The organism is Oleiphilus sp. HI0086, assembly GCF_001635225.1.
In genome coordinates this window covers 1-4943 of the sequence record NZ_LWFZ01000794.1, presented here as the reverse complement: position 1 = coordinate 4943, position 4943 = coordinate 1, and the positions used below count along the sequence as shown (strand labels likewise).

Below are 4943 nucleotides of genomic sequence, written 5' to 3'. Positions count from 1 at the left end.
CCCTTTGTGGGCGATGTTGGCTGGCCTGGTTATATTTTTCTTTCAATGATGAACCCTGACTCGTCACCACAATGAATATAAATTTCACCGTCACCTTGTAAAGGAGTAGGAAATTCAATTTTACCCCGACCACAAAGGTCATCACCCTCGCAAGTGCCTTGCCAGCTAAACTCAAGATAAGGTGTTCGGTGAGATACCCTAACATCGAGCCACCCTTTTACAGCACCAAAAACGAACTGGCCTAATCCATCTTCAGTAAACTCAAAATAACCGGGTTCATCGAGGTCAACGTAGTCTTGAGGCCAAGTTGTCATTGACTTAATTTTCCATCGGCCTACAAAATCGTGCACTGAATTCTCCCTGAAATATAACGCCGCCATTTGCGGGATGAGTTTTATGGCGACGTTTATGCGTTTCTTTGCATAAACGGTGACAGAAAACGAAGATCCGAAAGATGGCCTGGTTATATGATTTTTGCTTTTAGTCTTTTGACCTTATGCTCTTAATTTATTGTTAAGAACTCAGAAACGACGCAATAAACCATACAATAATTTTTATTTTGTTTATCTGATTTTGACCACGATAAACCCTAAATTCTTACCTGAACTGTCAACGAAACCACCCATCAAAGTGACCCGATTACGCTGAGCAAAAAACTAATTTTTAGAACACTGAACCTTGATGATAACCTGACTTTATAAGAAGGCCATCTTTGCACAAAACTAAGAAAACCGCGTACAAGTGTTTGGTACTTTTGCGCATATAACGCCGCAATTTGCGCGACGGAGTGGAATGGCGGCTTGTTTGCGTGTTTTTGCAAACAAGGTGACAGCCCACGAAGTTCCGCAAGATTACTTGGTTATATGCCTACTGCTTGTAGGGGCTGAATATGATTTTCTGGCCGTTTTGCTGATAAGTCATGAACTGACTGCAAATTAAGCCAAAACTCAGGTGACGTATTAAAAGACTCTGATAATAGCCATGCAGTTTCAGGGGTTACCCCACGCTTACCACGCACTATTTCATTTATGCGCTGTATAGGAACGCCTAGATGTAATGCCAATGCTTTTTGAGTTACCTCAAGAGGCTCTAGAAACTCTTTGAGAAGAATAACTCCTGGGTGTGTTGCTATGCGATTTGAAGGAATCATAATTTACCTCATATTTAGTGGTAATCCACTATTTGGACATCATGAGCAGCGTTAGAATCCCAGCGAAATACAATACGCCACTGAGAATTAATACGAATACTATGGAAACCGTCTAGGTCACCTTTAAGTAGCTCAAGCCTATTTCCGGGAGGCGACTTAAGGTCATCTAGGTTCTGAGCAGCATTAATAACATCAAGCTTATATAAAACTAACTCATGTATCTGATTGGGCAGCTTTCGTGCCCAACGACTAGAAACACCATTAAACAGATCTGATGTAGTTTTATTGCCAAAGGAAATAATCATTTAGGCATATTAACGAATACACGGTATTCATGCAACATATAACGCCGCAATTTGCGCGACGGAGTTAGATGGCGGCTTGTTTGCGTGTTTTTGCAAACAGGGTGACAGCTCACGGAGTTCCGCAAGATTGCTTTGTTATATTTAATCACGCAGCCTCAAAAGAAACTGAGTGAACGTTACCTAAATTGATATTTTGTTTGGCCTGCCAAAGGTCATAGTTGTCTTGCATTGCCAGCCAGCTTTCAGGACTACGACCTACAGCTTTGGATAGCCTTAATGCCATTTCAGGTGTTACACCACTTTGCCCCTTTAAAATACGGTTAAGTGTCGATGATGCGACATCTAGCTGTTTGGCTAAAAAGCGGCAGCTATAACCGAACGGCTCAAGGTATGTTTCTTTAATGAACTCACCGGGATGAGGAGGGTTATACATGCTCATTAGTGATAGTCCTCGTAATTTAATATGAATGCATTGCCATCTTTGAATTCGAAAGTTACTCGCCAGTTACCATTAACCGAAATAGACCAAATACCTTCACGGTCACCTTTTAATGGGTGCAATTGATAACCTGGTAAATCAACATCCTCGATTACATGAGCAGTATCGATAGCCGCCAGTTGCATTTTCAATTTCCTTGCATGGCTATTCTGAATGCCCGCAGTACTCCCTGATTCAAAGTACTTTTTGAGACCTTTATGCTTAAACGATTTAATCATAAGCTGATGGTAGCATGATGCGCACTACGCATCAATAAATATAACGCCCAGCTCACCGGAGGAGCAAAATTGGCGTGACTTTTTGCTCCAGCAAAAAGCGCGACACATTTTGCGGAGTCCGGTGGAGCTGCTTGTTATAGCTTTTATTGGTATTCAAATTTGGTTTTAGCCTCACCAGTTTCATTTATAGTTAGTGTAAATGACTTCCAATCACCGCCAGTATGCGATTTCATAACTGAGTGAAGCTTAGGCACAACGGTATAGAGCCGCTCTCTTTCAGGTTTTACAAGTGCCTTTGAGACCCTTTTACCATCAATTACATAACTAAATTTGGATCCTATTGAACTACTACCATCTTCTGAAGTGTGATATTTAAACTCACACGAAAGAGATTCATACCCTAGCTCACTGCTTATCATCATGAGTTCGCTCAACTCATTCAATAGTGATACTTGCTCATCCATAATATTCATAAATCACCATTCCTGCTATAACGCCGCCAGCAGCGGCCGAGTGAAACGAGGTCCAGCGACCGCAGGGAGCGATGCTGCCTGGCCTTGTTATGTTTGCCTGAACCATGGTATTGGGCTTTTATCGCCACGACCTTTCCTTGCACTCTCAATAAGGCTAACAAGACTGCGCTTATCATATTTCTTCGCTGTGTCAGTATCTCTAATTTGTATGCCTCGGGAATCATAATCTATGTAAATTTCATCGTTGTTAATAATCAATAGATAACAATAATAACCATCCCTCATTTGATGGCTTGAACCAATTAATTGAGTAAAAAATACATCGAATTTCCCGTCACTTCCGACTGCGCAGCGCCAACGTTGTATCATTGCTTCACGCGATTGAACTTCATCTGCTGCCAGTTCCTTAACTCTTTCGTAGAATTTTGTTTCTTTCAAAGGCGCAGACTTAAACTTCAATTGACCAATCCTTTATTTGAAAACATAACGCCCGCCTCAACGAGCAAATTTTGCTGGCGGCAGTTTTGCAGCGCAGCGCAAAAATGGTGACAGTAAAATTTGTCCGTTGGAGGCGCTTGTTAAATGCTTTTTTATGGAATAGCATAGATGCACATATTATATGCGCATATGGAGCAAATAACATGCAGACATTTTTTGACCAACAAGCACCTAAAAAAGCTACCAACTTAACAGTAAATAGCGACCTTTTAAATCAAGCTAAAAGCTTGAAAATAAATTTATCTGCCACACTTGAACAAGCTCTAATTGTGCAAGTGAAAAACGCGCAGCGCGAGCAATGGCTTCAAGAAAACAAAGATGCAATTGATGAACTTAATAAGCTAAGTGATGAAAACGGTTTATTCTCTGACTCGTTTAGGAGTTTTTAATGAGCCAATTTACGCTGTACCTGAATAAAGATAAAAGCAGCAAAAAAACCTACCCATATTTTGTAGATGTTCAGAACAACTTGTTAAGTGATTTAAACTCTAGACTGGTTATACCGCTAACCCCTTCAAAAAAAGTAAACGAAAAAGCAGCCCAAAAGCTATGCCCTACCATCAATATCGACAGCGAAGAATTTGTTCTTGTGACGAATCAGATGACCACTGTACCTAAGTCACTACTAAAATCAGAAGTAGACTCACTTGAACAATATCGCTATGAAATCATCGATGCCATAGATATGCTGATTACCGGCATTTAACGCCTGCATTAGCGGCTTGGTTGAACTGGCGGATTTTTTGCGTTTCTTTGCAAAAAAGGTGACAGTTTAACCAAGTCCTTGCTAGATGCACTTGTTATGTTTTTAATACACTACGGTAGTTGTAGTGTTGTTAATATATGTGCTTGATGTTGCTTGCCCCTGGCTCTTTGGCCCGCCGATTAAGCCCCAGCCAATGCCTACAAGCTTGCCGTCATTGAATATGTATGGTGTGAATTCATCATCAGTTGTGATGCCATCAGCTTGTCGGCCGGTACGCATATAGTAAATTTCTACGTTTATGCCTTCTTTAATATATCTGTCTGCCTTTTTGCGCGAGTTCCGAGGTACGGATTCTTGAGTAGGCCTTAAGATTGCTAGAACCTTTTCTTTAGCATCTCCGAGGGATACTTGATCTTCAACTCGATCATATTGCGCTGTAGCCTGATCAATGCGATATCCAGCGCTACAAGCTGATATAGCAATACAGATGAGTAGTACGAGTGACTTTTTAATCATTTCTATTTCCTTGGTGATTTACTGATGAAACATAACAGTTTCTTATACGGAATCCATAATTTACCTTATTAGGCGGCGTCCGTATAATCCATATTTGAAATTTACAAAGGATTGTAAATAAAGCATAAGGAAATAGATATGTCTCAGGTCACGGATGATCGAGAAAAACGTTTTTGGAACAACTATATAGCTCAACTTTCTGAGCGCAATATCAAGCCCGCTCTGTTCCAGTGGTATGTGCGTCATTGTGAGCAGTTTATTCGGTATTATACGGACGTCCGGCTTAAGGAACATACCGATCAAAGTGTTCAGGATTACTTCTCAAACTTACTTGAGAGTAACAAGCTCAAGGCTTGGCAGAAGCGGCGTTTTTCAAGGTAGTTGTCGCCTGAGCATTTAAGCTGCTTGTTTTTCCTTCTCCGGGTTCAACTTAACGTCACCCACTTTCTCCCAGTTCCGCGTAGCTTTTGACCACCTTATTTGGTTCTTTCTTTTCATCTTGCGATAAAGCTCATCCCTCTTCGATAATATTTCTTCATCCAGACCTAAGTGCCTTTGCTCTGGGGTAACAAAGTTAA

The 4943-nt window shown here is 40.9% G+C and carries 11 protein-coding genes and 1 pseudogene; 3 read left to right on the top strand and 9 right to left on the bottom strand.

What is annotated here, in order from left to right:
• Positions 1 to 29 precede the first annotated feature (29 nt).
• The 7 genes from A3756_RS13975 to A3756_RS13945 form a co-directional block, all read right to left on the bottom strand.
• Positions 30 to 350: a hypothetical protein gene (locus A3756_RS13975; RefSeq protein WP_068552933.1), complete on the bottom strand. Its 321-nt coding sequence runs from the start codon at positions 348 to 350 to the stop codon at positions 30 to 32.
• 509 nt (positions 351 to 859) lie between these two features.
• Positions 860 to 1150 carry a HigA family addiction module antitoxin gene (locus tag A3756_RS13970; protein WP_068511195.1) on the bottom strand — a complete coding sequence of 97 codons (291 nt, stop codon included), beginning with the start codon at positions 1148 to 1150 and terminating at the stop codon, positions 860 to 862.
• 14 nt (positions 1151 to 1164) lie between these two features.
• Positions 1165 to 1455, bottom strand: coding sequence for a type II toxin-antitoxin system RelE/ParE family toxin (locus A3756_RS13965; RefSeq protein ID WP_068511197.1), 291 nt, complete (start codon positions 1453 to 1455; stop codon positions 1165 to 1167).
• Between the two features lie 145 nt (positions 1456 to 1600).
• Positions 1601 to 1894 (bottom strand): HigA family addiction module antitoxin, encoded by a 294-nt coding sequence (locus A3756_RS13960; protein ID WP_068509680.1) that lies wholly within the window; start codon positions 1892 to 1894, stop codon positions 1601 to 1603.
• Positions 1894 to 2172 (bottom strand): type II toxin-antitoxin system RelE/ParE family toxin, encoded by a 279-nt coding sequence (locus tag A3756_RS13955; RefSeq protein ID WP_068509678.1) that lies wholly within the window; start codon positions 2170 to 2172, stop codon positions 1894 to 1896. The genes A3756_RS13960 and A3756_RS13955 overlap by 1 nt, the downstream gene beginning before the upstream one ends.
• A 143-nt stretch (positions 2173 to 2315) precedes the next feature.
• A complete protein-coding gene (locus A3756_RS13950) occupies positions 2316 to 2645 on the bottom strand; it encodes an immunity protein YezG family protein (protein ID WP_068510496.1) in 330 nt (109 codons plus the stop codon).
• An 87-nt stretch (positions 2646 to 2732) separates the two neighbouring features.
• Positions 2733 to 3104: a hypothetical protein gene (locus A3756_RS13945; RefSeq protein WP_068511402.1), complete on the bottom strand. Its 372-nt coding sequence runs from the start codon at positions 3102 to 3104 to the stop codon at positions 2733 to 2735.
• A 50-nt stretch (positions 3105 to 3154) separates the two neighbouring features.
• On the opposite strand from A3756_RS13945, the gene A3756_RS13940 reads away from it, so the two are divergent.
• Both A3756_RS13940 and A3756_RS13935 read left to right on the top strand, forming a co-directional pair.
• Positions 3155 to 3532, top strand: coding sequence for a type II toxin-antitoxin system CcdA family antitoxin (locus tag A3756_RS13940; protein ID WP_231875543.1), 378 nt, complete (start codon positions 3155 to 3157; stop codon positions 3530 to 3532).
• Positions 3532 to 3849, top strand: coding sequence for a CcdB family protein (locus A3756_RS13935; RefSeq protein ID WP_068510990.1), 318 nt, complete (start codon positions 3532 to 3534; stop codon positions 3847 to 3849). The genes A3756_RS13940 and A3756_RS13935 overlap by 1 nt, the downstream gene beginning before the upstream one ends.
• A 102-nt stretch (positions 3850 to 3951) precedes the next feature.
• Here A3756_RS13935 and A3756_RS13930 read toward each other — a convergent pair whose 3' ends face one another.
• Positions 3952 to 4365, bottom strand: coding sequence for a DUF3192 domain-containing protein (locus tag A3756_RS13930; protein WP_068553713.1), 414 nt, complete (start codon positions 4363 to 4365; stop codon positions 3952 to 3954).
• A 138-nt stretch (positions 4366 to 4503) separates the two neighbouring features.
• On the opposite strand from A3756_RS13930, the gene A3756_RS13925 reads away from it, so the two are divergent.
• On the top strand, positions 4504 to 4746 hold the full coding sequence (locus A3756_RS13925; protein WP_068553712.1) for a hypothetical protein: 243 nt from the start codon (positions 4504 to 4506) through the stop codon (positions 4744 to 4746).
• 15 nt (positions 4747 to 4761) lie between these two features.
• Here A3756_RS13925 and A3756_RS28735 read toward each other — a convergent pair.
• Positions 4762 to 4943 (bottom strand): annotated as a pseudogene (locus A3756_RS28735) (IS3 family transposase); the annotation flags it as partial.

Bases quoted from the DNA above. Each gene is read 5' to 3' on its own strand.
- A3756_RS13955 (WP_068509678.1), bottom strand. From the start codon at position 2,172: ATGATTAAATCGTTTAAGCATAAAGGTCTCAAAAAGTACTTTGAATCA.
- A3756_RS13970 (WP_068511195.1), bottom strand. From the start codon at position 1,150: ATGATTCCTTCAAATCGCATAGCAACACACCCAGGAGTTATTCTTCTC.
- A3756_RS13950 (WP_068510496.1), bottom strand. From the start codon at position 2,645: ATGAATATTATGGATGAGCAAGTATCACTATTGAATGAGTTGAGCGAA.
- A3756_RS13925 (WP_068553712.1), top strand. From the start codon at position 4,504: ATGTCTCAGGTCACGGATGATCGAGAAAAACGTTTTTGGAACAACTAT.
- A3756_RS13965 (WP_068511197.1), bottom strand. From the start codon at position 1,455: ATGATTATTTCCTTTGGCAATAAAACTACATCAGATCTGTTTAATGGT.
- A3756_RS13960 (WP_068509680.1), bottom strand. From the start codon at position 1,894: ATGAGCATGTATAACCCTCCTCATCCCGGTGAGTTCATTAAAGAAACA.
- A3756_RS13930 (WP_068553713.1), bottom strand. From the start codon at position 4,365: ATGATTAAAAAGTCACTCGTACTACTCATCTGTATTGCTATATCAGCT.
- A3756_RS13935 (WP_068510990.1), top strand. From the start codon at position 3,532: ATGAGCCAATTTACGCTGTACCTGAATAAAGATAAAAGCAGCAAAAAA.